Origin of the sequence: Trabulsiella odontotermitis, from assembly GCF_001188485.1 — a bacterium.
GTDB classification, from domain to species: Bacteria; Pseudomonadota; Gammaproteobacteria; order Enterobacterales; family Enterobacteriaceae; genus Trabulsiella; species Trabulsiella odontotermitis_A.
In genome coordinates this window covers 128394-154692 of sequence record NZ_JNGH01000088.1, presented here as the reverse complement: position 1 = coordinate 154692, position 26299 = coordinate 128394, and the positions used below count along the sequence as shown (strand labels likewise).

Sequence of the window (26299 nt, the reverse complement as noted above, 5' to 3'; positions counted from 1 at the left end):
TTAACTGCTGCTTATTTGTTCTGGTATAACAGGTATAAAGGTATATCGATATTTGCGTTAAAACATCACTACGAGGTATTTATGAGCGTGAATTTACGTGGGGTCATGCCCGCTTTACTGACCCCCTTCAACAAAGAACAGGGACTCGATAAAGAGAGTTTGCGGCGACTGGTGCGCTTCAACATTAGTCAGGGTATTGACGGGTTATATGTCGGCGGTTCAACGGGTGAGGCGTTTGTGCAGAGCCTCGCAGAGCGCCAGGAAGTGCTTGAAATCGTAGCGGAAGAGGCAAAAGGCAAAGTGACGCTGATCGCGCACGTTGGCTGCGTCAGCACCGCGGAAACGCAGCAACTGGCCGCGGCGGCGAGCCGTTACGGCTTTGATGCGGTTTCTGCGGTCACGCCGTTTTATTACCCGTTCAATTTTGAAGAGCACTGCGATCACTACCGGGCAGTCATTGATTCCGCTGATGGGTTGCCGATGGTGGTGTACAACATTCCGGCGTTGAGTGGCGTGAAGCTGAACCTGGATCAGATCAACACCCTGGTGACGCTGCCGGGCGTGGGCGCGCTGAAGCAGACGTCAGGCGATCTCTATCAGATGGAACAGATCCGTCGCGCACACCCGGATCTGGTGCTCTACAACGGTTATGACGAAATCTTCGCCTCCGGCCTGATGGCCGGTGCTGACGGTGGGATCGGCAGCACCTACAACATCATGGTCTGGCGCTACCTTAATATCGTGAAGGCGTTGCAGGCGGGGGATATCACCACGGCTCAACAGCTGCAAAGCGAATGTAATAAGGTTATCGATCTGCTGATCAAAACCGGCGTCTTCCGCGGGCTGAAAACCGTGCTGCACTACATGGACGTGGTTTCTGTTCCGTTGTGTCGTAAGCCGTTTGCCCCGGTGGAAGAAAAGTATCTGCCGGAACTGAAGGCGTTGGCGAACCAGCTGCAGGCTGAGAAGCGCTAACGTGTTGCCGGGCGACAACACGTTAGTCCGGCCTACCCATTGTACACGCTCAGTCAGCCCGGTCTGCGAAGGGCAGCCGGGTAAAACAACGAAACAAAGAGCGTCGGGAGAGTGATATGAGTATGTCAACCCAAAGCATCCCGTGGTACCGCCATCTCAACAAAGAACAGTGGCGCGCATTTTCCGCCGCCTGGTTGGGGTATTTATTAGATGGTTTCGATTTTGTTCTGATTGCCCTGGTGCTCACCGAAATTCAGGGTGAGTTTGGTCTGACGACAGTGCAGGCGGCGAGCCTCATCTCTGCGGCCTTTATTTCCCGCTGGTTTGGCGGGCTGATGTTAGGCGCGATGGGCGACCGCTACGGCCGTCGTCTGGCGATGGTCAGTAGTATCGTCCTGTTTTCCGTCGGGACGCTGGCCTGCGGTCTGGCGCCCGGTTTTACCACCATGTTTATCGCTCGTCTGGTGATTGGCATGGGGATGGCGGGCGAGTACGGCTCCAGCGCCACCTATGTCATTGAAAGCTGGCCAAAGCATCTGCGTAACAAAGCCAGCGGCTTTTTGATTTCCGGCTTCTCGGTCGGCGCCGTGGTGGCCGCCCAGGTCTACAGTCTGGTGGTACCGGTCTGGGGCTGGCGTGCGCTGTTCTTCATTGGCATTCTGCCGATTGCCTTCGCGCTGTGGCTGCGGAAAAACATTCCGGAAGCGGAAGACTGGAAAGAAAAACACGAAGGTAAAGCGCCGGTGCGCACGATGGTGGATATTCTCTACCGCGGCGACCACCGCGTGATCAACATCATCATGACCGTTGTCGCTGCTGCGTCGCTGTGGTACTGCTTCGCGGGCGATATGCGCACGGCGGTGATGGTGGCGATCCTCGGTCTGGTCTGTGCGGCGATCTTTATTAGCTTCATGGTGCAGAGCAGCGGCAAGCGCTGGCCGACGGGTGTGATGCTGATGGTCGTCGTGCTGTTTGCCTTCCTTTACTCGTGGCCGATCCAGGCACTGCTGCCAACCTATCTGAAAACGGAACTGGCGTACGATCCTTCCACCGTGGCTCGCGTGCTGTTCTTCAGCGGCTTTGGCGCGGCGGTGGGTTGCTGCGTCGGCGGTTTCCTTGGTGACTGGCTCGGTACCCGCAAAGCCTACGTCTACAGCCTGCTGGCCTCACAGGTGCTGATTATCCCGGTGTTTGCCATCGGCGGCACCAGCGTCTGGGTGCTGGGCTTTTTACTCTTCTTCCAGCAAATGCTGGGACAGGGGATCTCGGGGATCCTGCCGAAGCTGATTGGCGGTTATTTCGATACCGATCAACGTGCCGCCGGGCTGGGCTTCACCTATAACGTCGGCGCGCTCGGGGGCGCACTGGCACCGGTGATCGGCGCGCTGATCGCGCAGAAGCTGGATCTGGGCACCGCGCTGGGATCGCTCTCCTTCGGCCTGACGTTTGTGGTGATCCTGCTGATTGGTCTGGATATGCCGTCACGCGTGCAACGCTGGGTCCGCCCGGAAGCGCTGCGCACGCATGATGCCATCGATGGCAAACCTTTCAGCGGCGCCGTGCCTTTGGGGGGCCATAAAAGCGACGTAAGGATGCGCTCATGACCACGCTGGCGATAGATATTGGCGGTACGAAGCTGGCAGCGGGGCGGATGAATGACGCCCTGCAGATTACCGAACGCCGTGAAATGNGCAGCTGGTACAGCCGCTGGTATCGGGCGCCACGCGGGTGGCGGTGGCCTCAACGGGGATCATTCACGACGGCATACTGACGTCGATTAACCCGGCGAACCTCGGCGGCCTGGCGCGGTTTCCACTGGTGGACACGCTATCACGCATCACCGCTCTGCCGTGTGTGGCACTGAACGACGCGCAGGCTGCCGCGCTGGCGGAATATCATGCGCTGCTGACGCCAGTGCCGGTGATGGTGNAGGCGGTTGCGCTGATTACGCACTCGGCGCAGACGCTGGCCCGGTTGATTGCCGATGTCAAAGCGGTCACTGACTGCGAATGCGTGGTCGTTGGCGGCAGCGTCGGGCTGGCGGAAGGGTATCTGGCGCAGGTGAAAGCGTTCCTCGCAGAAGAGCCGCAGGCGTATCAGACCGAACTGCGCGAAGCCCGTTTCCGCCACGATGCGGGGCTGCTGGGGGCAGCATTATGGGCAGAAGGAGCGTTGTCATGATCGTCGGTGNNATCCCCCAGCCTCAGGCGGCGGGGCTACCGCAGGCGATTGCCGATGCGTTGACGCAGGCGCTCGCCGCGAAGCCGGAGCACAAAGAGGCCGGGCAGCACCCGTTGCAGGGCGATACGCTGTATATGAACGTGATGCAGTTTGCCACCCAGCTACCGCAGGAGAAACGCGCTGAGCTGCACCGCGACTACCTTGATATTCAGGTGCTGCTGGAAGGCGAAGAGCGGATCCACTATGGCCTGAACGGCAGTGCGCGTGAATGCGATGTATGGAACGAAGAGGGCGATTATCAGCTGTGCGACGCCATTGAAGGGGAACAGACGTTNAAAGTGGTGATCAAGCTGCATCGCAGCGCAGCAGACATCTGAAAAAGCCCGGCGGTGCTCCCGCCGGGTTTTTTATTACACCTCAAGGAAGTTCAGGATCCCGTCAGCGGCCTTGCGGCCTTCGGCGATCGCCGTCACCACCAGGTCGGAACCGCGCACGATGTCGCCACCGGCGAAGATTTTCGGGTTGCTGGTCTGGAAGGCGTTTTCGCTGCCTTCCGGGGCGATAATACGGCCCTGGCTGTCCAGTTCCACACTGTGTTTTTCCAGCCACGACATGCTGTGCGGACGGAAACCAAACGCCATCACCACCGCATCGGCCGGAACCACATGCTCGGAGCCCGCCACGATTTCCGCACGACGGCGGCCTTTGGCATCCGGTGCGCCCATTTCAGTGCGCGCCATTTTCACGCCGCAGACTTTGCCGTTCGCATTCACCTCAACGCCCAGCGGCTGGACGTTAAACTGGAACTCCACGCCCTCTTCGCGCGCGTTTTTCACTTCGCGTTTTGAGCCAGGCATGTTTTCTTCGTCACGACGATAGGCACAGGTGACGTGCGTTGCGCCCTGACGGACGGACGTACGCACGCAGTCCATCGCGGTGTCGCCACCGCCGAGCACCACCACGTGGCGACCTTCCATGCTGACGTACGGCTCATCCGCTGTTTCACCGAAACCCATAATCTGTTTGGTGTTGGCGATGAGGAACGGCAGCGCGTCAAACACGCCGTCGGCGTCTTCGTTTTCCAGCCCGCCGCGCATCGACTGATAAGTGCCGACGCCCAGGAACACCGCGTCGTACTCTTTCAGCAGATCGTCAAGCTGCACGTCGCGACCCACTTCGATATTGAGTTTGAACTCGATACCCATACCGGTGAAGATTTCACGGCGGCGGGTCATCACCTCTTTTTCCAGCTTAAAGGCCGGAATACCGAAGGTCAGCAGACCGCCGATTTCCGGGTGACGATCAAACACCACCGCCTTCACGCCGTTGCGGGTCAGCACGTCGGCGCACGCCAGACCAGCCGGACCCGCGCCGATAATGGCGACACGTTTGTCGGTTTGCTTCACGCCGGTGAGATCCGGCCGCCAGCCCATTTCGAACGCTTTATCGTTGATGTAGCGCTCGATATTGCCGATGGTCACTGCGCCAAACTCGTCGTTCAGCGTGCAGGAACCTTCGCATAACCGATCCTGTGGGCAGACTCGGCCGCAGACTTCCGGCAACGTGTTGGTCTGGTGGGACAGCTCTGCCGCTTCAAAAATACGCCCCTCGTTCGCCAGCTTCAGCCAGTTAGGGATGTAGTTATGTACCGGGCATTTCCACTCGCAGTACGGGTTGCCGCACGACAGACAGCGGTCTGCCTGCGCTTTGGCCTGGCCTTCAGAAAACGGCTCGTAAATTTCCACAAACTCGATTTTGCGGATCTTGAGGGCTTTTTTCGGCGGGTCAACGCGCTGCAGGTCGATAAATTGATATACGTTCTGGCTCATCTGGACTCCTTACTGCGCCTGCACGCGCAGCTCAGCTGCGCTACGACTACGGTGACCCAACAGGGCTTTAACATCGCTGGATTTCGGTTTCACCAGCGCGAATTTAGCAGAGAACGCAGGCCAGTTCGCGAGGATCTCTTCGCCGCGTGAGGAGCCGGTGTGATGCACATGCTCGGTAATCAGCCCGCGCAGATGCTCTTCATGAATCGCCAGCGAATCGACCGCCAGCACTTCCACCAGCTCCGGGTTAACGCGTTTGCGGAAATCACCGCTTTCATCCAGCACGTAGGCGAAACCACCGGTCATGCCTGCGCCAAAGTTAACGCCGGTTTTGCCGAGGACGCAGACAATGCCGCCGGTCATGTATTCANNGCCCCCCCCCCCGCCATGCCTTTGCCGACATAGTCGTTGGCATCGCCGGTCAGGTAAAGTTCCACGCCGCCCGCGTTCCACACGCCAAAGCTCTGGCCCGCGGTGCCGCTGAAGTGCGCTTTAATCGGATCGGCAGACAGCCCCTGATCGCCATGCGTCCGGGCGATATACCCCGACAACGACGCGCCAATAGAGCGGTCGGTGTTGCGGATATCAAACCAGAAGGTTTTGCTCTGTTTGTCATCGACAAACGNCGGTTTCCAGCAGCTTCGCCAGATCCAGCTTCTGCTGTTTGGCAGTGTAACCGTCCAGCTCTTTCAGCAGGTCGGTGCGGCCAATCAGATCCACCAGACGCGTCACGCCCAACTGCGCCATCAGCTCGCGCACTTCCTGCGCGATAAAGCCAAAGTAGTTGGTCACTTTGAATGGCAGACCGTGGTAGTGATTCTTACGCAGCTTGTCGTCCTGGGTCGCCACGCCGGTGGCGCAGTTATTCAGGTGGCAAATACGCAGGTATTTACAGCCCAGCGCCACCATCGGCCCGGTGCCGAAACCAAAGCTTTCCGCGCCGAGGATCGCCGCTTTGATGATGTCGAGACCGGTTTTCAGACCACCATCCACCTGCAAACGAATTTTGTGGCGCAGGCCGTTGGCCACCAGCGCCTGCTGGGTTTCCACCAGACCAAGCTCCCACGGGCAACCGGCGTATTTCACCGATGACAGNAACCGGCGATGGTGATGAGATCCGCGTAGGCTTTCGCCACGCCGGTGGCAATCGTCCCAACGCCAGGTTCGGAAACCAGCTTCACGGAGATCATCGCGTTCGGGTTGACCTGTTTGAGGTCGAAAATCAACTGCGCCAGATCCTCAATCGAATAGATATCGTGATGCGGCGGCGGTGAAATCAGCGTCACGCCAGGCACGGAGTAGCGCAGACGGGCGATATACGGGGTGACTTTATCCCCCGGCAACTGACCGCCTTCGCCCGGTTTCGCGCCCTGCGCGACTTTAATCTGAATGACGTCGGCGTTAACCAGGTACGCCGGGGTCACGCCGAAGCGGCCGGAAGCAACCTGTTTAATGCGCGAGACTTTNCCGGAGTTGGAGAAGCCGCCGATGCTGTTCATGGCTTCCGCCAGTGATTCGTGGGCTTCCGGGCTCAGTGCGCCGATGGACATCGCTGCGGTATCGAAGCGCTTAAACAGCTCCGTGGCCGGTTCAACGTCGTTGATGCTGACCGCGTTATCACCCGGGTTCAGCGCCAGCAGATCGCGCAGCGTGGCCGCCGGACGCTCGTTCACCAGCTTCGCGTATTCCTGATAATCGCGGTATTCACCGCTCTGTACTGCCTGCTGCAGCGTCCGCACCACGTCCGGGTTGTAGGCGTGATACTCGCCACCGTGAACGTATTTCAGCAGGCCGCCCTGCGACAGCGGTTTGCGCGCCAGCCAGGCAACCTTCGACAGGTTCAGCAGATCCTGCTGGAAGTCATCAAAGTTAGCGCCGCCGATACGGCTGATTGCGCCCTGGAAGCACAGACCGGAGACGTCAGCGTGCAGGCCAACGGCTTCGAACAGCTTCGAGCAGCGGTAGGAGGCGATGGTCGAAATGCCCATTTTGGACATGATCTTGTACAGCCCTTTGTTGATGCCGTTACGATAGTTCAGCATCACGGTGCGGTAATCTTTTTCAATCGCCTTGCTGTCGACCAGCTTCGCCAGCGTTTCATACGCCAGATACGGGTAGATTGCCGTCGCGCCGAAGCCCAGCAGTACCGCAAAGTGGTGCGGATCGCGCACGCTGGCGGTTTCCACGATGATATTGGCATCGCAGCGCAGGCTCTTGTCGACCAGACGTGTCTGAATAGCGCCTACCGCCATCGGTGCCGGAACCGGCAGGCGATTTTTGGCGATGTTACGATCCGAGAGCACCAGCAGCACGGTGCCGTTACGCACCATCTGCTCAGCGGTATCGCACAGCGCTTTCACTGTCGCTTCGAGTGTGCTTTCGTTAACGTCGAAGGTGATGTCCAGCGTGTCGGCGCGGTAGTGCTCTTCCTTCATCGTAGTGAGCTGTTTGAAGTCGGAGTACAGCAGAATAGGTGATTTGAAGCTCAGCCGGTGCGCCTGGCCTTCGGCTTCGCAAAAGACGTTCATTTCACGGCCGATGCTGGTCGCCAGCGACATGACATGCGCTTCGCGCAGTGGATCGATGGGCGGGTTGGTCACCTGCGCAAACTGCTGGCGGAAGTAGTCGTAAATGATGCGCGGCTGGCTGGAAAGTACGGCGAAGGGGGTGTCGTCACCCATTGAGCCGACCGCTTCCTGACCGTTCTCACCCAGGACGCGGATAACCGAATCCAGCTCCTCGGCGCTGTAGTTAAACTGTTTCTGGAAGCTGGCGAGGGTATCGTCGTCCAGTTCGCGACTGCCCACCTCTTCGTCCGGCAGATCTTCAAACGGCACCAGGCGGCGAACGTTTTTCTCCATCCACTCTTTATACGGGTGGCGGCTTTTCAGATCATCATCGGTTTCTGCGGAGTGCAGAATGTGGCCGCTGCGGGTGTCGATCACCATCAGCTCGCCGGGGCCGACGCGGCCTTTCTCTACCACTTCGTCCGGCTGATAGTCCCAGATGCCCACTTCGGACGCGCAGGTGATGAGCTTGTCTTTGGTGATAACGTAGCGCGCCGGGCGCAGACCGTTACGGTCGAGGTTACAGGCGGCGAAACGACCGTCGGACATGACGATGCCCGCCGGGCCGTCCCACGGCTCCATGTGCATGGAGTTAAAGTCGAAGAAGGCGCGCAGTTCCGGATCCATATCCGGGTTATTTTGCCAGGCTGGCGGCACCAGCAGACGCATGGCGCGCACGATGTCCATCCCGCCCGCCAGCAGCAGTTCCAGCATGTTATCCAGCGAGCTGGAGTCGGAGCCCGTTTCATTAACAAATGGCGCGGCGTCCTGCAGGTCAGGGATCAGCGGGGTCTGGAATTTATAGGTACGTGCACGCGCCCATTGACGGTTGCCGGTGATGGTGTTGATTTCGCCGTTGTGCGCGAGGTAGCGGAACGGCTGTGCCAGCGGCCAGCGCGGCACAGTGTTGGTCGAAAAGCGCTGGTGGAACAGGCAAATGGACGATTCCAGACGCAGATCCGCGAGATCCAGGTAAAAGCGCGGCAGATCCGCCGGCATACACAGACCTTTATAGATGTTCACAAGATTCGACAGGCTGCAGACGTAGAAGTCTTTATCATCGAGCAGGCGTTTTTCAATGCGGCGACGGGCGATAAACAGACGGCGCTCCATATCGCGCGGACGCCAGCCTGCCGGGGCGTTAACAAAGATTTGTTCGATGCGCGGCAGTGAGGAGAGGGCGATTTCACCGAGCACGCCGTCGTTGGTCGGCACATCGCGCCAGCCAACAATGGAGAGGGTTTCGCGCTGCAGCTCTTCTTCGACAACGCGGCGCGCGGCGCTGGCCAGGTCGGGATCTTTATTCAGGAAGATCATCCCGACGGCGTAGTTTTTGGCTAAACGCCAGCCGCGCTCTTCCGCTACGATGCGAAAGAAACGATCCGGCTTTTGCAGCAGCAGGCCGCAGCCGTCGCCGGTTTTGCCGTCGGCGAGGATCGCGCCACGGTGCTGCATGCGGGCCAGCGCATGGATGGCGGTACGCACCACTTTGTGGCTAGGTTCGCCTTCTATGTGGGCGATCAGGCCGAAACCACAGTTATCCCTCTCAAGGGATTTATCGTACAACATATCAGTGAACCTCCCCAGGCTCTACGTGACACCCTCCTGACCGTTGCGCACAGGCGCAGCAAGAGCCTGGCGACGGGGCTGTGCGTTTCATACGCCTGCCTCGCATTCGCCCTCTTTATCCTTTTCGCAACGGTAAACAAGTTTGAGGACTTGCTTTTAGAGGGAATCTTATAACTGCATAAATATGATGAGCAGAGCGCTCATCCAGAAAGCTTCCAGCGGATTTCCACGTTATCGGGAATCCGCACACAGGTCAAATGGCAATCTTATTTATACTAAAGTGTGCTATACGCTACATAATTTATTGAAAATTAAGATTATTAATCAGATTTCGTATGGGGTGAACCCGGTGAAAGCCGCCGGGCGAGTGTGATCTGACTCACTATCTCAGTACGCTATGAGCACTTTAGTGTGCTGAGTACGACATTTTAGGTAGATTTTTATTCTGCAAACTGACGTAACTCTGCTTCATGGCTCTGTTTTATGCTCATTAAAGGAAGAATGAAAAAAAACGAGATGTCATAAGGAAAAATAATCGCGGCGGGAGTGAATTAAATTGCAAATAAAGTGATTGAATATTCAATAGATAAAAGCCTGTCCGGGCGATTGATCCAGGTCATCGCCGAAATGGGCTAAAAGTGGCAGGCTTGGCCCTTTTCTCCAGGCCGGTCTATCAGATTATGCAGTTACAGAAATTAGTCAACATGTTTGGTGGGGATCTTACGCGCCGTTATGGCGAAAAGGTGCATAAGCTGACGCTGCACGGCGGGTTTAGCTGCCCGAATCGCGACGGTACCATCGGACGCGGCGGCTGCACGTTCTGTAATGTGGCTTCTTTTGCCGATGAAGCGCAGCAGCATCGCTCCATTGCGGAACAACTGGCGCATCAGGCGCAACGGGTGAATCGCGCGAAACGCTATCTGGCCTATTTTCAGGCGTATACCAGCACCTTTGCCGAAGTTCAGGTACTACGTTCGATGTATCAACAGGCCGTTGAGCAGGCAAGCATTGTCGGGCTGTGCGTGGGCACGCGCCCGGACTGCGTGCCGGAAGCGGTGCTGGATCTGCTGACGGAGTACAACGCGCAGGGCTATGAGGTGTGGCTGGAACTGGGTTTACAGTCGGCGCACGATAAAACCCTGCACCGAATTAATCGCGGCCACGACTTTGCCTGCTATCAGCGGACGACGCGACTGGCGCGTGAGCGCGGCCTGAAAGTCTGTTCTCATCTGATTGTCGGTCTGCCCGGCGAAGGGCAGGTGGAGTGCCTGCAGACACTGGCGCGGGTCGTGGAGACCGGCGTTGACGGTATCAAGCTGCATCCATTGCACATCGTCAAAGGCAGCACGATGGCTAAAGCCTGGGCCGCCGGGCGACTCAACGGCATCGAACTTGACGACTACACCGTCACCGCGGGCGAGATGATCCGCCACACGCCGCCGGAAGTGGTTTATCACCGCATCTCCGCCAGCGCCCGCCGTCCGACGCTACTGGCGCCGCTGTGGTGTGAAAACCGCTGGACAGGCATGGTGGAGCTCGACAAATACCTGAATGCGCACGGCGTGCAGGGCTCAGCGCTGGGACGTAGCTGGGCCCCGCGCTGAACTGCAACGTCCAGGTCACATCGCTGCAACTTACTGCAACGCCTCGCTCAGAATTGGGTATTATTGAGCGGTGATGTCGCGAAGGAATTCTCTATGAAGCAAATCCGTTTACTGGCGCAGTATTACGTCGACCTGATGATGAAACTGGGTCTGGTACGCTTTTCGATGCTGCTGGCGCTGGCGCTGGTGGTGCTGGCCATTGTGGTGCAGATGGCGGTGACCATGGTGCTGCACGGCCAGGTCGAAAGCATCGATGTGATCCGCTCTATCTTCTTTGGTCTGTTGATCACCCCCTGGGCGGTCTATTTTCTGTCGGTGGTGGTGGAGCAGCTTGAAGAGTCGCGCCAGCGTCTGTCGCGGCTGGTTGAAAAGCTGGAAGAAATGCGCGAGCGTGACTTAAAACTCAACGTTCAGCTCAAGGACAACATCGCGCAGCTGAATCAGGAAATCAGCGATCGTGAAAAAGCGGAAGCTGAGCGTCAGGCGACGCTGGAACGGCTGAAAATTGAGATGAAAGAGCGTGAAGAGACGCAAATCCAGCTCGAACAACAATCCTCATTCTTACGTTCTTTCCTTGATGCTTCCCCCGACCTGGTTTTCTATCGCAATGAAGATAAAGAGTTTTCTGGCTGTAACCGGGCGATGGAACTGCTGACCGGCAAGAGCGAGAAGCAGCTGATTCATCTGAAGCCGCACGACGTTTACAGCGAAGAGGCGGCGGCAAAAGTCATTGAGACGGATGAGAAAGTGTTCCGCCATAACGTGTCGCTGACGTACGAACAGTGGCTGGATTACCCGGACGGTCGCAAAGCCTGTTTTGAAATCCGTAAAGTGCCTTATTACGACCGCGTGGGGAAACGCCACGGTCTGATGGGCTTTGGCCGAGACATCACCGAGCGCAAGCGCTATCAGGACGCGCTGGAGCGCGCGAGCCGCGATAAAACCACCTTCATTTCCACCATCAGCCATGAACTGCGTACGCCCCTCAACGGCATCGTCGGACTGAGCCGCATCCTGCTGGATACCGAACTCACTACGGAGCAGGAAAAATACCTGAAAACGATCCACGTTTCCGCCGTGACGCTGGGGAACATTTTCAATGACATCATCGACATGGATAAGATGGAGCGCCGCAAGGTTCAGCTCGACAACCAGCCGGTCGATTTCACCAGCTTCCTTGCCGATCTGGAAAACCTCTCTGGNCACTCGTCTGCGGCAGATCCTGTGGAACCTGATCAGCAACGCCGTCAAGTTTACCCAACAGGGGCAGGTGACCGTTCGTGTCAGCTATGAAAAAGGCAACATGCTGCATTTCGACGTGGAAGACTCCGGCATCGGTATTCCACAGGATGAGCAGGACAAAATTTTCGCCATGTACTATCAGGTGAAAGACAGCCACGGCGGCAAACCGGCGACCGGCACCGGCATCGGGCTTGCCGTGTCGCGGCGTCTGGCGAAAAGCATGGGCGGCGACATCACCGTGTCCAGCCAGCCGGGCCATGGCTCCGTCTTTACCCTGACGGTGCAGGCGCCTGCGCTGGCGGAAGAGGTTGACGATACGCTGGCCGAGGACGACCTGCCGTTACCGGCGCTGCACGTCCTGCTGGTGGAAGATATCGAACTGAACGTGATTGTGGCGCGCTCGGTGCTGGAAAAACTGGGCAACAGCGTTGATGTCGCGATGACCGGCAAGGCGGCACTGGAGATGTTCACGCCTGGCGAATACGATCTTGTGCTGCTGGATATTCAGTTGCCGGACATGACCGGGCTGGATATCTCCCGCGAGCTGAAAGAGAAATACCACGCTGACGATCTGCCGCCGCTGGTGGCGTTGACCGCCAACGTGCTGAAGGACAAAAAAGAGTATCTGGACGCAGGAATGGATGACGTGCTGAGCAAGCCGCTCTCCGTTCCTGCGCTGACCGCCATGATTAAGAAGTACTGGGATACCTGCGCAGACGAGGACGACGACATGGCCACACCCGATCAGAGCAAATCACAGACGTTACTGGATATCCCGATGCTCGAGCAATACATCGAGCTGGTCGGGCCGAAGTTGATCACCGACGGTCTCGCGGTGTTCGAGAAGATGATGCCGGGGTATCTGGCGGTGCTGGAGTCCAATCTGACCGCCCGTGACCAGAAAGGGATTGTCGAGGAAGGCCATAAAATCAAAGGCGCGGCCGGTTCCGTGGGATTACGCCACATTCAGCAGTTAGGGCAGCAGATTCAGTCGCCAGATCTTCCGGCATGGTGGGATAACGTAGGTGAATGGGTCGAGGAGATGAAGAGCGAGTGGCGGCACGATGTAGACGCGTTGAAGGCCTGGGTAGCAGCAAACGCTGGAAAAAAATGACCCCGGATAAACCGGGGTGCGCGAATACTGCGCCAACACCAGGGAAAACGTGGCTGCGCCGGAATCGTTTTAAGAGGTTTTAGCACGGACGCAACCTGAGAATTCGGGTTGCACGCCCATTAAGATAGCAAATATTAAATATTTTGTTACGTGAATCAGTAAAATGTGTGAAGCATAGCGAGTAAATCAGCATTTTTAATTAGCTTCGCCCAAATGCAACATAGGAACAGTGATATGAAAAAAATCGGTGTGGTGCTCAGTGGCTGCGGCGTTTATGACGGTTCTGAAATCCATGAAGCCGTGTTGACCCTGCTGGCAATCGCCCGTAGCGGTGCCCTGGCGGTCTGTTTTGCCCCCGACAAAAGCCAGTCTGACGTGATTAACCATTTATCCGGTGAATCTCTGTCAGAAACGCGTAATGTGCTGATCGAAGCGGCACGCCTCGCACGCGGTGAAGTAAAGCCGTTGGCGACGGCACGGTCTGCCGATCTGGACGCGTTAATCGTGCCTGGCGGTTTTGGCGCAGCAAAAAACCTGAGTAATTTTGCCTCGCAGGGGAGCGAATGTGTGGTAGATGCCGATCTAAAAGCGCTGACCCTGGCGATGCACCGTGAAGGTAAACCGATCGGCTTTATGTGTATTGCTCCGGCAATGCTGCCGAAAATTTTCGATTTTCCGCTGCGTATCACTATTGGCACTGACATCGACACCGCCGAAGTGCTGGAAGAGATGGGCGCTGAACATGTGCCGTGCCCGGTCGACGATATTGTGGTGGATGAAGACAACAAAGTGGTGACCACGCCTGCTTATATGCTGGCGCAGAACATCGCGGAAGCGGCCACCGGGATCGACAAGCTGGTTGATCGCGTGCTGGTTCTGACCGAATGAGTAAACGCCGTTTCTCGTTAAGTGTTATGAAACGCCTGCTGCTGCGCGCGGTGTTATTGTTCGCCGTGCTGTGGGGTGGCGGTATTCTGCTTTTCAGCGTTATGCCAGTGCCGTTTTCTGCGGTGATGGTGGAGCGGCAGATCGGCGCCTGGTTTCGCGGTGATTTTGATTATGTTGCCCATTCTGACTGGGTCAGCATGGATGAGATTTCACCGTGGATGGGGCTTGCGGTGATTGCCGCCGAAGATCAGAAATTCCCTGACCACTGGGGTTTTGACATGTCGGCGATCGAAAAAGCGCTGAGCCACAATGAGCGCCACGAAACGCGGATCCGCGGAGCGTCAACGCTGTCGCAGCAGACGGCGAAAAATGTGTTTCTGTGGGACGGTCGTAGCTGGCTGCGCAAAGGGCTGGAAGCAGGGCTGACGGTGGGGATTGAAACCGTCTGGACCAAGCGGCGGATCCTGACCGTTTACCTGAACGTTGCCGAATTTGGCGACGGGGTTTTTGGCGTGGAAGCGGCAGCGCAGCGCTATTTTCATAAGCCCGCCAGCCGGTTGACGATGTCGGAAGCGGCGTTGCTGGCCGCCGTATTGCCAAACCCGTTGCGGTTTAAAGCCAGTGCGCCATCGGGGTATGTTCACAGCCGCCAGGCGTGGATCTTGCGTCAGATGCGGCAGTTAGGTGGGGAAAGCTTTATGCGGAAGAACGAACTCGACTGAGTCAGTCTTCGTCAAACCCGGCGTTAAACAGCGCGATGACCGCCGCCATTGCTTCCGCTTCCTGCGGGCCGCTGACTTCAATCTCGATCTGCCGACCTTTTGCGGAATCCAGCATCAACAGCGCGATCACGCTGCTGGCTTCCGCTTCAATGCCTTCGTCGTTTCTTAACAGAACTTCTGCGTCAAATCCCTGGACCAGTTCGAAGAGTTTCATTGCCGGGCGGGCATGCATGCCCAGCTTATTGGTGATCTCAACACTCTGTTTTACGGTCATGTTTTACGTTTTTCCAGCGTCCTGTGACGAGACTGAACGTTTTTACCGCGTGAGCGGAAATAGTCAGCCAGCTGTTCGGCAATATACACCGAACGATGTTTACCGCCGGTACACCCAATCGCCACCGTCAGGTAGCTGCGATTGTTGGTCTCCAGCATCGGTAACCATAGCTCAAGATAGCTGCGGGTCTGGTAAATAAAATTGTGAACTTCTGTGTGCCGGTCAAGGAACGCGGCCACCGGCTTGTCCAGACCGGTCATCGGGCGCAGTTTAGGATCCCAGTGCGGGTTAGGCAGGAAGCGAACGTCAAACACATAGTCGGCATCAATAGGAATGCCGTGCTTGAAGCCGAAGGATTCAAACACCATCGTCAGTTCGCGTTCGCGTTTACCCAGCAGGCGGGTACGCAGCATTTCTGCCAGTTCGTGAACGGACATTTCGGAAGTATCGACGATCAGATCCGCCCGTGAGCGCAGCGGCTCCAGCAGGTCGCTTTCTTCGTCGATGGCGCTTTCCAGCGACAGGTTTTTGCTGGAGAGCGGATGCAACCGACGGGTGTCGCTGTAGCGGCGAATCAGCGTGTTGCGGTCGGCATCAAGGAACAGCAGTTGAGGGGAAAACGCGTCTGGCAGATTTTTCATCGCCTGTTCGAAAATTTCAGGCGNNCCCGAGCCTGAGCGGCCGCTGACGATCATCAGTACCATGTACCGTTTCTCCTCAGTACGACAAAGGGAATACACATCTGCCTGTTATGCATCATCACTGCCTTCTGTTTCGGTGATGATTTGATACAGTTCTTCATCGCTTTGCGCGGCACGCAAGCGGCGGCAGATGGTTTTGTCCGCCAGGCGCTTAGCGACCAGCGAGAGCGTGTGCAGATGCGTTTTGGTCTGATCGGCAGGCACCAGCAGGGCGAAAAGGAGATCCACCGGCTGGTTATCGATCGCGTCAAACGCGATCGGGGTTTCGAGCTGCACAAAAACGCCAACAGCGCGCAGCGTATCCTCTTCCAGTTTGCCGTGCGGAATGGCGATGCCATTGCCGATCCCCGTACTGCCCATTTTTTCGCGGGTGAGGATCGCTTCAAACACCACCTGCGGCGGCAGACTGAGCTGTTTAGCGGCCAGTTCGCTGATAATTTCCAGCGCACGCTTTTTACTCTGGCAGTGGACGCCGCTACGGGTGCATTCCTGGTTAAGGACATTGCTCAATGGTAGAGCCGAATCGTTGTTCATCATAAATTCACCTAAGCATCGCCTGATGCGGTAAACCACATCAGGCGAACGCCCGGACAATTAGTGTTGTTTCAGTTTATCTTTATGTTTAGTCAGCTGTCGCGCCAGTTTGTCGATCAATCCGTCAATGGCTGCGTACATATCCTGACCTTCCGCACTGGCGTGAATCTCGCCACCGTTAACATGCAGAGTGGCGTCCGTGACATGCGTCACTTTCTCCACTTTTAACACAATATAGACCTGATTGATCCTTTCGAAATATTGTTCCAGCTTGGCAAATTTCGTGGTAACGAAGTCGCGCAGAGCATCGGTAATTTCGACGTTGTGTCCTGTGATGTTGAGCTGCATAGTGTCTTCCTTATCAGTTATGTCACACCAGTTGTTTACGCTGGTTTGACGGCGGAATGGACAGAGACTCTCGGTACTTTGCGACAGTGCGGCGCGCGACCATAATGCCCTGTTCAGACAGTATGGACGTTAGCTTACTGTCGCTCAGTGGTTTCGCGGGATTTTCCGCGGCGATCAACTTCTTCACCAGTGCGCGAATCGCCGTCGATGAGGCTTCGCCGCCCCCTTCAGTGTTCACGTGGCTGGAGAAGAAATACTTAAGCTCAAAAATTCCCCGCGGACTGTGCAGATACTTTTGCGTGGTCACGCGTGAAATCGTGGACTCGTGCATCTCGACGGCCTGAGCGATATCCGCCAGCACCATCGGTTTCATATATTCTTCGCCCTGCTCAAAAAACGCCTGCTGCTGTTCGACAATGCAGCGGCTCACGCGCAGGAGCGTATCGTTGCGGCTTTCCAGGCTTTTGATCAGCCACTTCGCTTCCTGCAGATTGCTGCGGATGAACTGGCCGTCGGTTTCGCTGCGCACGTTGTTGCACATCGCGGCGTATTGCTGATTGATTTGCAGGCGCGGAATGCTGTCGGAATTGAGCTCGACGACCCAGCGGTTGCTGATTTTGCGCACCAGCACGTCCGGGATCACATATTCCGGCTCACCGGTCTGGATCGACTGCCCCGGGCGCGGATCCAGCGACTGGATCAGATTGACCGCTTCTTTCAGCACCTCTTCTTTCAGGCGAGTGACGCGCATCAGGGTGCGGAAATCGTGGTTGGCGAGCAGATCGAGATGATCGCTGATGATAAGACGCGCTTCTTCAAGCCGCGGCGTCTCTTTGGCGAACTGCGACAACTGGATCAACAGGCAGTCGCGAAGATCTTTTGCCGCCACACCCACCGGGTCAAAACGCTGGATGCGTTTGAGTACCGCTTCCACTTCATCAAGACCAATGTCGTCGTTACCCATGCTGTCGAGAATATCCTCGACGGACACCGTCAGATAGCCGGTCTCATCCACGGCATCGACAATCGAGGTGGCAATCGCCCGGTCGGTATCGGAAAACGGAGTCAGTTCGACCTGCCACATCAGGTAGTCCTGCAGGGACTGGGTGGTTTCACCCTGGTAGATGGGGAGCTCGTCGTCGATGTAGTCCGCGCTGGTGCCGGAAGGCGTGCCGGCGGTGTAGATTTCGTCCCAGCTGGCGTCAAGCGGCAGCTCGTCCGGCATCTCTTTTTGCTCCAGCGCGTCAACGGTATCCAGCGATTCGGTGTCCTGCTCGTCGGCGGTATCCACTTCCTCATGAAGGTCGGTTTGCTCAAGCAGCGGATTACTCTCCAGCGCCTGCTGAAGTTCCTGCTGCAGCTCAAGCGTCGACAGCTGCAACAAGCGGATGGCCTGTTGCAGCTGCGGCGTCATGGCAAGCTGTTGGCTGAGTCTTAACTGCAAACCTTGCTTCATATTTAGGTCATTACTCTCCGAATGATGCCAGTTACCCTTACCCTATCAGAGTCTGAAGTCTTCCCCAAGATAGACGCGCTTAACATGCTCATCTTCGAGGATCTGCTGCGGCGTGCCATGGGCGATTAAATGGCCCTGGCTCACGATGTAAGCGCGTTCACACACGGCCAGCGTTTCGCGAACGTTATGGTCGGTAATGAGGACGCCGAGGCCGCTGTCGCGCAGATGTTCAATAATGCGTTTGATGTCGATAACAGAAATGGGATCGACGCCCGCAAACGGCTCATCAAGGAGAATAAATTTCGGATTGGCGGCCAGCGCGCGGGCAATCTCAACGCGGCGGCGTTCACCGCCGGAGAGCGACTGACCGAGGTTGTCGCGCAGATGTTCGATGTGAAACTCTTCCATCAACTCGTTCGCGCGATCTTCACGCTGCTCGCTGCTCAGATCGTCACGGATTTGCAGCACCGCCATCAGGTTATCAAACACGCTCAGTCGGCGGAAAATGGACGCTTCCTGCGGCAAATAGCCGATGCCGCGGCGCGCGCGCGCATGCAGCGGCAGCAAACTGATGTCTTCGTCATCAATGATGATGTTGCCCGCGTCGCGAGACACGATCCCGACCACCATGTAAAAGGTGGTGGTTTTACCTGCACCGTTCGGACCAAGCAGACCGACAATCTCGCCAGAGTTGACGGTCAGACTGACATCTTCCACCACGCGGCGGCCCTTATAGGCTTTGGCGAGGTTTTTTGCAGTTAATGTTGCCATAACGAATTAGTTACTCTTCTTTTGCGCCGGGGCCTGATTGTTGTTGCTCTTGTCCTGCAACTGAGACGGAACCAGCACGGTCGTTACGCGCTTCCCTTTCTCACTGAAGGCCTGCATTTTTTGCTCTTTGACCAGATAGGTGATCTTGTCGCCTTTGATGTTGCTGTCGAGCTGCTCAAGGTAGGCGTTACCGGTCAGCACCACGAAATCATTCTGCAGTTCATAATGCATTTTAGACGCGTGGCCTTTGACCGGCTTGCCGCTGTCCTGCATCTGGTAGAAGGTGGCCGGATTACCAAAACCGTCGATCACCTCTTTGCCTTTTTCACCGCCAGGACGCGTCACCACCACTTTATCGGCGTTGATTTTGATGCTGCCCTGCGTCACCACGACGCTGCCGGTAAAGGTCACGACGTTGCCTTGCATATCCAGCGACTGTTGGTCGGACTCAATATGAATCGGCTGATCGGTATCACCCGTTAACGCCAGCGCGGGCAGGCTGGCGGCCAGCAATGCGCTGGCAATGACAAGCTTAAGGCTGAGTTTGTTTGTTCTGAATTTCATATGAGGTTCTAACCTTTTCAATCAGCTCGGCGTTTTTGCTGCGTAGATTTCCGCGCATTTTCAGGCCGCTGGAATTAAATGTCGTCCCGTACAGCGTCACCAGGTCATCAGAGGTTACGTCCTGAGTCACCAGGTTAACCTGGGCGTTATCCGTTGTAATTTTCCGCAATTGCGAATCTGCCGTCAGCGCGTTAACTTCCACGTGGCCGTACAGATACAGCATACGATCGTTAGTGAGTTTGGCTTTATCTGCCTTAATTGACCAGGTGGGCACTTTATCAGTATCGAACGTCGTCAGCACCGGGTTGGTAAACCACGAAATGGCCTGGTCAGAAAAATACTCGACGTGCTCGGCGATCAGGCGGTAGTTGAGCGCGCCTTCCGGGCTGTAAACCACCGTGTCGGTGTGCTCGCTCTTGTACGTCGGATCGCTGGTATTGGTCACGGTCTGTTCAGAATCATCATTGCTCGCCAGATTCACGCCAATCAGGATTAGCACGAGAAGCGACAGCAGAATGATAACCCAACGTCTGGTTTTACTCATATCGATTGACCTTTGGCTTCCTCAAGCTTGCCCTGCGCCAATAGTATCAAATCGCAAACTTCCCGTACCGCTCCGCGTCCGCCATTAATTCGCGTGACGTAATCTGCGCGCGGGAGCAGCAGGGGGTGCGCGTCAGCGACCGCGATGCTCAGGCCAATTTCGGCCATGACCGGCCAGTCGATCAGATCGTCGCCCACGTAGGCAACGGCGTCCGGGGAAAGCGCGAGTTTTTCCAGCAGCTCCCGGTAAGCCACGAGTTTATCCGACTGCCCCTGGTAAAGATGGGTAATGCCGAGGGTCGCGCAGCGATCTTCCAGCAGTTTTGCCTTTCGACCGGTGATAATCGCGACGTCTACATCAGAGGTCAGCGCGCAACGGATCCCGTAGCCGTCGCGCACATTGAACGCTTTCAGCTCTTCGCCGTTGTTGCCCATATAAATGAGGCCATCAGACAGGACACCGTCTACATCCAGAATCAGCAGGCGGATTTTTTCCGCTCGTGCGATAACCTCTGCGCTCACGGGGCCGTAGCAGGTCGACACCATTGCACCAGCATTACTCATTCTACTTTCCTTCATTACACCACGCCTGCGCGCAGTAGATCATGCATATGTACCACACCCAACAGATGGTCGCCATCGGCAACCAGTACGCAGGTGACGTGGCGGGACTGCATCAGGTTCAGCGCATCCACCGCCAGCGTGCCGGGGCGAATGCGGATGCCGCCCGGCGTCATCACGTCAGCAATGCTGAGCTGACGCATGTCCTCACCAGTATCAAACACCCGGCGCAGGTCGCCATCGGTAAAGATACCAAGGATTTGCATTTGGTCATCGCAAATCGCCGTCATGCCAAGGTTTTTACGCGTAATTTCCAGCAGCGCATCACGCAGCGACGCCTCTTTCGTGACGTGCGGAATTTCATCGCCGGTGTGCATGATGTCGTTCACGCGCAGCAGCAGTTTGCGGCCAAGCGCGCCGCCAGGGTGCGACAACGCGAAATCTTCAGCAGTAAACCCGCGCGCTTCCAGCAGCGCCACGGCCAGCGCATCGCCCATCACCAGCGCGGCCGTCGTGCTGGAGGTTGGCGCGAGCCCTAACGGGCAGGCCTCTTTCGGCACTTTCACGCACAAGTGGATATCTGCCGCGCGCGCCATGCTGCTTTCCGGGCGGCTGGTGATACAAATCAGCGGCACCTGCAAGCGTTTCAGAACCGGGATCAGCGCCAGAATTTCGTTTGATTCGCCGGAGTTCGACAGCGCAATAACGATATCCTGCGGCGTCACCATGCCTAAATCGCCGTGCGCCGCTTCGCCAGGATGCACGAAGAACGACGAGGTGCCGGTGCTGGCAAACGTCGCCGCCATCTTGCGGCCGATATGCCCGGATTTGCCCATGCCCATCACAACGACTTTGCCGCTGCAGTAGAAGATTTTTTCGCAGGCGAGGGCGAAATCCTGATTGATGTACTGATCGAGCTGTGCCAGACCTTCACGTTCAATCGCCAGGACTTCACGTCCTGCTTGCTGAAAGTCAAAACCCGGCTGCAAATCTATTTGCGACATGTTGATATCCCGACTCATTCCACTAAAAGCGGTGCCACCCAATACAGCATCGCCAGCCATACGATAAAACCGCCGGTCAGCAACAGGCCTGCGCCCTTGCCGATTTGCCGTTTACGGCGCCAGCAGAGGAGTGCGAAGACGATGCTCACCAGCACCATGACGCCATAATCCCGGGTAAACGCCTGTGGGTTAAACGCGCCCGGCGCGATAAGCGCAGGCAGCCCCAGGACAATGGCGATGTTGAATATATTGGCCCCAATGATATTACCGATGGCGATATCATCCTCACCTTTCCGTGCGCCCGCGATGGTGGTCGCCAGTTCCGGCAGGCTGGTGCCGATCGCAATCACCGTCAGCCCGATGGTGAGTTCGCTCATGGCGAAATAGTTCGCCAGCACCGTGGCGTTATCGACCACCATGCGAGTTGCCACGGGCATAATGATCAGCGCCAGCCCTAACCACAGAAAAGCCACCGGCAGCGAGCCGTCTCGCGGCAACTCTTCTACCTGTTCCCGGGTCAGACTGTCGTTGCCCTGACGTTCGGCGAGGCGCGCAAGCTTAATGATATACAGCAGCCAGAGCACGGCCAGCGCGAGCAAAAACAGTCCGTCGATGCGGGAAAGCTCGCCATTATACAGTACGCAACCCGCCAGCAGGCTCACGATTAACATTAGCGGCATTTCGCGGCGCAGGATATCAGAATGCACAGTAAAAGGATGGAGTAATGCGGCGAGGCCGAGGATCAATAAGATGTTGACGATATTGGAGCCGATCGCAGTGCCGATCGCCAGATCGATCTGGCCATGCATGGAGGCGGCGACGGACACTATGATCTCAGGCAAAGATGTCCCTATGCCAACAACGGTCATGCCGATGATAATCGGCGGGATGCCCAGCGTCCGGCATAATATCGACGCGGCGTAAACCAGACGATCGGCACTGTAGACCACAAGTAAGAGACCAATAATTAACAGAGCCGTCGCTAATAACATCTACAATCCTTTCTTCAGGTATATACACTTCATCCTTCACGCTGCCTCTTCGTTGGCTGCGCCTGCTCACCTCAGTCACTTACTTATGTAAGCTCCTGAGGATTCCCAGGCTGGCCGCCTCGATGCAGCATGAATGATTGTGTGTATAATCGGGGTCCGCGGCGCAGGGCTGTTCCTGAGAACGTAACGAATTCTTAATTTTGACTTTAAGCGCCGTAAAAGTAAAACAAATGCCAGCTTTCGCTAACCCCGACAGGTAAGATTCTGTAAAAATGTTGGGTTTCGGGTGAGATAACGCGTCATGCTTGTCTCATGAAGTCTATAAAGGATGATCCTATGAGCCAGACTGAGGCGAACTTAGTCGACATACGAGGCGTCAGCTTTTCCCGCGGCAACCGCGTGATTTTCGATGATATTTCGCTGTCGGTACCGCGCGGCAAGATCACCGCGATCATGGGGCCGTCAGGGATCGGTAAGACCACGCTGTTGCGTTTGATCGGCGGGCAAATTCCGCCGGATTCGGGTGAGATCCTCTTTGATGGCGAGAATGTGCCGCAGATGTCGCGTTCCCGCCTTTATACCGTGCGTAAGCGCATGAGTATGCTGTTTCAGTCCGGCGCGCTGTTTACCGACATGAACGTTTTCGACAACGTGGCGTACCCGCTGCGTGAGCACACGCATCTGCCCGACGCGCTGCTGCACAGCACGGTGATGATGAAACTCGAAGCCGTCGGCCTGCGCGGGGCGGCGAAACTGATGCCGTCAGAACTCTCCGGCGGGATGGCACGCCGTGCGGCGCTGGCGCGGGCGATTGCGCTGGAACCCGACCTCATTATGTTCGACGAGCCGTTTGTCGGTCAGGACCCCATCACCATGGGCGTGCTAGTGAAGCTGATTTCCGAACTCAACAGCATTCTCGGCGTGACCTGCATTGTGGTATCCCACGATGTCCCCGAAGTGCTCAGCATCGCTGATTTCGCCTACATCGTGGCGGATAAAAAAATCGTGGCCCAGGGGAGCGCGCAGTCGCTGCAGGAAAATAGCGATCCCCGGGTTCGTCAGTTCCTTGATGGTATTGCCGACGGCCCGGTGCCGTTCCGCTATCCTGCGGGCGACTATCATCAGGATCTCTTACCAGGCACAGGGAGTTAACTGACTCATGCTGTTAAATGCACTGGCTGCGCTCGGGCGACGGGGGATTAAAACCACCGCCACCTTTGGCCGCGCCGGGTTAATGTTATTCAACGCCGTCGTCGGCAAGCCTGAGTTTCGCAAGCATGCGCCGCTGCTGGTTCGCCAGCTGTATAACGTGGGCGTGCTGTCGATGCTAATCATTATCGTCTCCGGTGTGTTTATCGGGATGGTGCTGGGGCTGCAGGGTTATCTGGTATTGACCACCTACAGCGCGGAAACCAGCCTCGGTATGCTGGTGGCGCTGTCGCTGCTGCGTGAACTGGGGCCGGTGGTTGCCGCGCTACTGTTTGCCGGTCGTGCCGGCTCGGCACTGACTGCGGAAATCGGCCTGATGCGCGCCACCGAACAGCTTTCCAGCATGGAAATGATGGCGGTTGATCCGCTGCGTCGGGTGATTTCTCCACGCCTGTGGGCCGGGATCATCTCATTGCCGTTGCTGACCATTATTTTCGTGGCAGTCGGCGTCTGGGGCGGTTCGCTGGTCGGTGTGAGCTGGAAAGGCATCGACGCCGGCTTTTTCTGGACGGCGATGCAAAACGCCGTCGACTGGCGCCTTGATCTGGTGAACTGCCTGATCAAAAGCCTGGTATTCGCCATTACGGTGACATGGATTGCGTTATTCAACGGTTACGATGCGATCCCCACGTCGGCCGGGATCAGCCGGGCAACGACGCGCACGGTGGTGCACTCGTCGCTGGCGGTCCTCGGACTGGATTTTGTGCTGACAGCATTGATGTTTGGGAATTGAGTTCATGCAAACGAAAAAAAGTGAAATCTGGGTGGGTGTGTTTCTGTTGGTCGCGCTGTTGGCGGCATTGTTCATCTGCCTGAAAGCGGCAAACGTCACGTCGATGCGCACTGAGCCGACGTACCGCCTGTATGCGACGTTCGACAACATCGGCGGGCTGAAGGCGCGATCGCCGGTCCGCATTGGCGGCGTGGTGATTGGCCGTGTGGCGGACATTACCCTCGATCCCAAAACCTATCTGCCGCGCGTCGCGATGGATATCGAAGAGCGCTACAACCATATCCCGGATACCAGTTCGCTGGCGATCCGCACGTCGGGCCTGCTCGGCGAACAGTTCCTGGCGCTCAACGTCGGGTTTGAAGACCCGGAACTGGGAACGTCTATCCTTAAAGAAGGTGACACCATTCAGGACACGAAGTCCGCCATGGTGCTCGAAGACTTAATCGGTCAGTTCCTCTACAACAGTAAAGGCGATGACAATAAGAATTCTGGCGATGCGCAAGGAACCGGTGAAGAACATACTGACGCAGCACCGTCCGCAGCGGGTACGACGAAATAATTTCAGGAGAATGAAGACATGTTTAAACGTTTACTGATGGTTGGCATGCTGGTGATGGCGCCGTTCATGGCGGCCAACGCGGCCGATCAGTCTAACCCCTACAAAATGATGAATGAGGCGGCGCAGAAGACGTTTGATCGCCTTAAAAACGAGCAGCCGCAGATCCGTTCTAACCCGGACTACCTGCGTCAGGTGGTCGATCAGGAGCTGCTGCCGTATGTGCAGGTGAAATATGCCGGTGCGCTGGTGCTGGGGCGTTATTATAAAGAGGCCACGCCGGCACAGCGCGACGCGTACTTTGCCGCATTCCGTGAATACCTGAAACAGGCGTACGGTCAGGCGCTGGCGATGTATCACGGCCAGACCTATCAGATTGCCCCTGAGCAACCGTTGGGCGACACCACTATCGTGCCCATCCGCGTGACCATTATCGATCCGAACGGCCGNCCGCCCCCCCGCCAGTACGTCTGGATTTCCAGTGGCGTAAAAACAGTCAGAGCGGTAACTGGCAGGCGTACGACATGATCGCGGAAGGCGTCAGCATGATCACGACCAAGCAGAACGAGTGGAGCGACCTGCTGCGGACTAAAGGCATCGACGGTCTGACCGCGCAGCTGCAGTCTATTGCGAAACAGCCGATCACTCTGGAACAGAAAAAATAATGGCGAACGAACTGCGCTGGGATCGCGAAAACGGCCGTTTATCGCTGTATGGCGAGCTGGATCAGGACTGGCTGGTTCCCCTGTGGAATGCCCGCGCTGACGCCACCAAAGAGGTGGACGTTATCGATCTCGCAGGCGTGACCCGCGTGGATACCGCCGGACTGGCGTTGTTGATCCACCTGATTGCTGACATTCGCGCGCAGGGCAGACACGTCAGCCTGAGCGGAAAAAGCGAAAATGTGCAGACGCTGGCGCAGTTATATAACCTGCCCGCCGACATGATCCCGTAATTCTTTCAGCACGTTATTATTCAAAGCCCCATTGTTTTTCAGAATGGGGCTTTTTGCTTGTTTAAGACAGCGCCACTTTCCTCTAAGATGATGAGCTGTTTTCACAACCAGATGAAATTTGAACCCATGGAAAATCATGAAATTCAGACAGTGCTGATGAACGCACTCTCGCTAAAGGAAGTCCACGTCTCTGGCGATGGCAGTCACTTTCAGGTTATTGCTGTGGGTGAGGTATTTGACGGCATGAACCGGGTCAAGAAACAACAAACCATCTATGGCCCGCTGATGGAATACATTGCGGATAACCGCATCCATGCCCTGTCGATCAAAGCGTATACGCCGCAAGAGTGGGAACGCGATCGTAAACTAAACGGCTTTTGAGCCGGAGCGACCGCGTTCCGGCAAGT

22 protein-coding genes and 5 pseudogenes are annotated in these 26299 nt (G+C 56.6%); 14 read left to right on the top strand and 13 right to left on the bottom strand.

Going from position 1 to position 26299, the window contains the following annotated elements; translation table 11 throughout:
• Positions 1 to 81: 81 nt before the first annotated feature.
• The 4 genes and pseudogenes from nanA to GM30_RS12730 all read left to right on the top strand — a co-directional run bounded on the left by nanA (position 82) and on the right by GM30_RS12730 (position 3533).
• Positions 82 to 975: an N-acetylneuraminate lyase gene (gene nanA / locus GM30_RS12745; RefSeq protein ID WP_049848918.1), complete on the top strand. Its 894-nt coding sequence runs from the start codon at positions 82 to 84 to the stop codon at positions 973 to 975.
• Positions 976 to 1091: 116 nt separating this feature from the next.
• The gene (locus GM30_RS12740; RefSeq protein WP_049848917.1) at positions 1092 to 2579 is read left to right on the top strand and encodes an MFS transporter; all 1488 of its coding nucleotides are present in this window, start codon (positions 1092 to 1094) and stop codon (positions 2577 to 2579) included.
• Positions 2576 to 3156: pseudogene (locus tag GM30_RS12735) on the top strand (ROK family protein). The gene GM30_RS12740 and the pseudogene GM30_RS12735 overlap by 4 nt, the downstream one beginning before the upstream one ends.
• On the top strand, positions 3132 to 3533 hold the full coding sequence (locus GM30_RS12730) for a YhcH/YjgK/YiaL family protein (protein WP_080993429.1): 402 nt from the start codon (positions 3132 to 3134) through the stop codon (positions 3531 to 3533). Before GM30_RS12735 ends, GM30_RS12730 begins: the two are co-directional and overlap by 25 nt.
• A gap of 33 nt (positions 3534 to 3566) precedes the next feature.
• On the opposite strand, the gene GM30_RS12725 is transcribed toward GM30_RS12730, so the two are convergent.
• Both GM30_RS12725 and gltB read right to left on the bottom strand, forming a co-directional pair.
• Positions 3567 to 4985, bottom strand: a complete 1419-nt coding sequence (locus GM30_RS12725; protein ID WP_049848914.1) for a glutamate synthase small subunit — start codon at positions 4983 to 4985, stop codon at positions 3567 to 3569.
• Between the two features lie 9 nt (positions 4986 to 4994).
• Positions 4995 to 9121: pseudogene (gene gltB, locus GM30_RS12720) on the bottom strand (glutamate synthase large subunit).
• Between the two features lie 680 nt (positions 9122 to 9801).
• On the opposite strand from gltB, the gene mnmL reads away from it, so the two are divergent.
• The 4 genes and pseudogenes from mnmL to mtgA all read left to right on the top strand — a co-directional run bounded on the left by mnmL (position 9802) and on the right by mtgA (position 14691).
• The gene (gene mnmL / locus GM30_RS12710; RefSeq protein WP_049848913.1) at positions 9802 to 10725 is read left to right on the top strand and encodes a tRNA modification radical SAM protein MnmL/YtqA; all 924 of its coding nucleotides are present in this window, start codon (positions 9802 to 9804) and stop codon (positions 10723 to 10725) included.
• 93 nt (positions 10726 to 10818) lie between these two features.
• Positions 10819 to 13081, top strand: a pseudogene (gene arcB, locus GM30_RS12705) (aerobic respiration two-component sensor histidine kinase ArcB).
• Positions 13082 to 13315: 234 nt separating this feature from the next.
• Positions 13316 to 13969, top strand: a complete 654-nt coding sequence (gene elbB, locus GM30_RS12700) for an isoprenoid biosynthesis glyoxalase ElbB (RefSeq protein WP_049848912.1) — start codon at positions 13316 to 13318, stop codon at positions 13967 to 13969.
• Complete coding sequence (gene mtgA, locus GM30_RS12695; protein ID WP_049848911.1) at positions 13966 to 14691, top strand: monofunctional biosynthetic peptidoglycan transglycosylase; 726 nt, start codon at positions 13966 to 13968, stop codon at positions 14689 to 14691. Before elbB ends, mtgA begins: the two co-directional genes overlap by 4 nt.
• A 1-nt stretch (position 14692) precedes the next feature.
• Here mtgA and npr read toward each other — a convergent pair whose 3' ends face one another.
• The 11 genes and pseudogenes from npr to GM30_RS12640 all read right to left on the bottom strand — a co-directional run bounded on the left by npr (position 14693) and on the right by GM30_RS12640 (position 22439).
• The gene (npr, locus tag GM30_RS12690; protein ID WP_049848910.1) at positions 14693 to 14965 is read right to left on the bottom strand and encodes a PTS phosphocarrier protein NPr; all 273 of its coding nucleotides are present in this window, start codon (positions 14963 to 14965) and stop codon (positions 14693 to 14695) included.
• Positions 14962 to 15629, bottom strand: a pseudogene (gene rapZ, locus GM30_RS12685) (RNase adapter RapZ); the annotation flags it as partial. The gene npr and the pseudogene rapZ, both read right to left, overlap by 4 nt.
• Positions 15630 to 15714: 85 nt before the next feature.
• Positions 15715 to 16203, bottom strand: coding sequence for a PTS IIA-like nitrogen regulatory protein PtsN (ptsN, locus tag GM30_RS12680; RefSeq protein ID WP_038160845.1), 489 nt, complete (start codon positions 16201 to 16203; stop codon positions 15715 to 15717).
• A gap of 57 nt (positions 16204 to 16260) precedes the next feature.
• Positions 16261 to 16548 carry a ribosome hibernation promoting factor gene (gene hpf, locus GM30_RS12675; RefSeq protein WP_049848909.1) on the bottom strand — a complete coding sequence of 96 codons (288 nt, stop codon included), beginning with the start codon at positions 16546 to 16548 and terminating at the stop codon, positions 16261 to 16263.
• A 22-nt stretch (positions 16549 to 16570) separates the two neighbouring features.
• On the bottom strand, positions 16571 to 18004 hold the full coding sequence (gene rpoN, locus GM30_RS12670; RefSeq protein ID WP_049848908.1) for an RNA polymerase factor sigma-54: 1434 nt from the start codon (positions 18002 to 18004) through the stop codon (positions 16571 to 16573).
• 45 nt (positions 18005 to 18049) lie between these two features.
• The gene (gene lptB / locus GM30_RS12665; RefSeq protein ID WP_049848907.1) at positions 18050 to 18775 is read right to left on the bottom strand and encodes an LPS export ABC transporter ATP-binding protein; all 726 of its coding nucleotides are present in this window, start codon (positions 18773 to 18775) and stop codon (positions 18050 to 18052) included.
• 6 nt (positions 18776 to 18781) lie between these two features.
• Positions 18782 to 19339 carry a lipopolysaccharide ABC transporter substrate-binding protein LptA gene (gene lptA, locus GM30_RS12660; protein WP_049848906.1) on the bottom strand — a complete coding sequence of 186 codons (558 nt, stop codon included), beginning with the start codon at positions 19337 to 19339 and terminating at the stop codon, positions 18782 to 18784.
• The gene (lptC, locus tag GM30_RS12655) at positions 19308 to 19883 is read right to left on the bottom strand and encodes an LPS export ABC transporter periplasmic protein LptC (RefSeq protein WP_049848905.1); all 576 of its coding nucleotides are present in this window, start codon (positions 19881 to 19883) and stop codon (positions 19308 to 19310) included. Before lptC ends, lptA begins: the two co-directional genes overlap by 32 nt.
• Positions 19880 to 20446, bottom strand: a complete 567-nt coding sequence (kdsC, locus tag GM30_RS12650) for a 3-deoxy-manno-octulosonate-8-phosphatase KdsC (protein WP_049848904.1) — start codon at positions 20444 to 20446, stop codon at positions 19880 to 19882. Before kdsC ends, lptC begins: the two co-directional genes overlap by 4 nt.
• A gap of 14 nt (positions 20447 to 20460) precedes the next feature.
• Positions 20461 to 21447 carry an arabinose-5-phosphate isomerase KdsD gene (gene kdsD, locus GM30_RS12645; protein WP_049848935.1) on the bottom strand — a complete coding sequence of 329 codons (987 nt, stop codon included), beginning with the start codon at positions 21445 to 21447 and terminating at the stop codon, positions 20461 to 20463.
• Between the two features lie 14 nt (positions 21448 to 21461).
• Positions 21462 to 22439 carry a calcium/sodium antiporter gene (locus tag GM30_RS12640; protein ID WP_049848903.1) on the bottom strand — a complete coding sequence of 326 codons (978 nt, stop codon included), beginning with the start codon at positions 22437 to 22439 and terminating at the stop codon, positions 21462 to 21464.
• Positions 22440 to 22775: 336 nt separating this feature from the next.
• On the opposite strand from GM30_RS12640, the gene mlaF reads away from it, so the two are divergent.
• The 6 genes and pseudogenes from mlaF (at position 22776) to ibaG (ending at position 26273) form a co-directional block, all read left to right on the top strand.
• Positions 22776 to 23591, top strand: a complete 816-nt coding sequence (gene mlaF / locus GM30_RS12635) for a phospholipid ABC transporter ATP-binding protein MlaF (RefSeq protein ID WP_049848902.1) — start codon at positions 22776 to 22778, stop codon at positions 23589 to 23591.
• 7 nt (positions 23592 to 23598) lie between these two features.
• Entirely contained in the window at positions 23599 to 24381 is a 783-nt protein-coding gene (gene mlaE, locus GM30_RS12630; RefSeq protein ID WP_038160866.1) for a lipid asymmetry maintenance ABC transporter permease subunit MlaE, read from the top strand.
• Positions 24382 to 24385: 4 nt separating this feature from the next.
• Complete coding sequence (mlaD, locus tag GM30_RS12625; protein WP_049848934.1) at positions 24386 to 24940, top strand: outer membrane lipid asymmetry maintenance protein MlaD; 555 nt, start codon at positions 24386 to 24388, stop codon at positions 24938 to 24940.
• A gap of 18 nt (positions 24941 to 24958) precedes the next feature.
• Positions 24959 to 25602: pseudogene (gene mlaC / locus GM30_RS12620) on the top strand (phospholipid-binding protein MlaC).
• A complete protein-coding gene (gene mlaB, locus GM30_RS12615; protein ID WP_049848901.1) occupies positions 25602 to 25892 on the top strand; it encodes a lipid asymmetry maintenance protein MlaB in 291 nt (96 codons plus the stop codon). The pseudogene mlaC and the gene mlaB overlap by 1 nt, the downstream one beginning before the upstream one ends.
• A 126-nt stretch (positions 25893 to 26018) precedes the next feature.
• Entirely contained in the window at positions 26019 to 26273 is a 255-nt protein-coding gene (gene ibaG, locus GM30_RS12610; protein WP_049848933.1) for a BolA family iron metabolism protein IbaG, read from the top strand.
• Positions 26274 to 26299 lie beyond the last annotated feature (26 nt).